This is a genomic window from Lewinella cohaerens DSM 23179 (assembly GCF_000379805.1).
In the GTDB taxonomy this organism is placed as follows: Bacteria; Bacteroidota; Bacteroidia; order Chitinophagales; family Saprospiraceae; genus Lewinella; species Lewinella cohaerens.
Genome location: NZ_KB903608.1, coordinates 1 through 1,746 on the forward strand (window position 1 = coordinate 1; position 1,746 = coordinate 1,746).

A 1,746-nucleotide genomic window follows, 5' to 3' on the forward strand; every position below is an offset into this window, starting at 1 on the left:
GCTGCGAACCTCGTACAACACGGGACATGCGGAAATTCAAAAATTTTTTCGGCTGCGCCGAAAATTTCCGAACTTCGCATGTCCCGAAAAACGTTGGCTACAATAAAAACAAAAAAATCAAATGCTAAAAGGACCAAATCAAATAATTGACGAGGTAAAAGCTCAAATAAGTCAAGACGATATAAATAGTGCAATCCAAGGGGTGAAATTTCTTATTGAAGAATATTCTCCTGATGACGATTTGTTTAATTCAGCCACAGTTATAGAGAATGAAAATTCAAGACTTCAATCAAATCAAATCAAAGGCATTTTAACTTTTGAACAATATAGTGTTAGTTATAATAACGTAGTTAATTCAATATTGAATTTAGTTGGGGAGACAAAAGAATCCATTACAAAAAGGGAAAAGGATAAATTGTATTTTGAACAGCAGGCGGAGCAGATATCAACAGATAGAAATGAAGAATGGAGAAAATTTCCAAAACATGAACAAATCGATTTAGCATTTAAAGGAGAAATTAAAATATTAGACCCTGTAAAAGACTCTCAGCTATATTATTACAGTAAAAAGGGAGAATTATTTAAAAAACATTCATTAGTTGGTCAACTTCAATATCTTGACTTGCAAAAGACAGTTGCAAAAAACGAAGTAAACCATAAAAGAAAACTTGGCTTGTATAGTATAGTTTGTGGTCTATATGAAATATTGGAAAGCGAAATTCAAGAGTATTTAAGTTTCAAGGAAAAGAAGAACACATTATGGAAATCGATTGAAAAATTTTTCAGAAAAGATTTAATTGATTATACTGAAGAAGACAAATGGAAGGTAAAAAAATTAAAGGAAGAATCTCACGATTTTTACAATGAAAAAAGTAAAGAGTTAAGCAGAATTGAATCCGACAACTATAGAAGAAATGATTTCAAGAGTATGGTTTTAAAAATTCAGAAAGAGGTGGTGGAAAAGAAAAAGAAATTAGAAAATTTCATTGTTGCTATTCCTGGAGAGAACGTTAATTGGTTTACTAATGGTTATTTATGGTATTGTAATTTTTGTACATACAACCATACAAATTGGTATAGGGAAAAAGGTGATTGGATAGAATATGGAAGCCCTATTCTATCCCAATATAATAAAGGATTATTTTCCCCCTTCAATGGACTACTGCTTAAAAAAGGTGTAACTGTAGGAGATAATCCATTGTGGTATATGATTCCTGAAAAAGGTACTGATTTAACAACTTTCAAACCATCCTTTGTGTATGGAGAATTTATCGATTACATACACGAAAATCTAAATAGCGGAAAAACTTTCGCCAAGTATTCTGAAACAAACTTCTATGAATTGTTGAAAGATTTTGAGAAGGAAAAATTACAAGTTTCAGATATAGATGATGAGACTAAAGAATTATTAATTGCATCGGGAATAAAAAATTGAATACTGTAGCCAACAATGGCTCAACCCCATTAAGCTAAGCGGTCCGTCCATTTTACTTTATCATTAAATCAATGTATTAATAATGTAATATTGGAGGTGCAATGAAATGTGTAATTTAGCAGCACAGGTCTAGCATTACGAAAACTGCTTGCTCCGTTTTATAGCCGCCCGCGGGGTTAATTGTCATAAAGAATACCTATAATTATATTCAAAAATATGTCGTCCCTGTCCGCGCATAAATTTGCGGTTTCGTACGCGGCTGGGGCGGCTTCTATAAGGTTCCAGGTGAAGGAGTAGGTTTTCTTTAAGCA

1 protein-coding gene is annotated in these 1,746 nt (G+C 32.5%); it reads left to right on the top strand.

Going from position 1 to position 1,746, the window contains the following annotated elements:
- The first annotated feature begins 121 nt into the window (after window positions 1-121).
- Complete coding sequence (locus A3EU_RS0126750; protein ID WP_020539255.1) at window positions 122-1,435, top strand: hypothetical protein; 1,314 nt, start codon at window positions 122-124, stop codon at window positions 1,433-1,435.
- Window positions 1,436-1,746 lie beyond the last annotated feature (311 nt).

Excerpts from the sequence above, each read along its gene's own strand:
- A3EU_RS0126750 (WP_020539255.1), top strand. The coding sequence starts at position 122 with ATGCTAAAAGGACCAAATCAAATAATTGACGAGGTAAAAGCTCAAATA.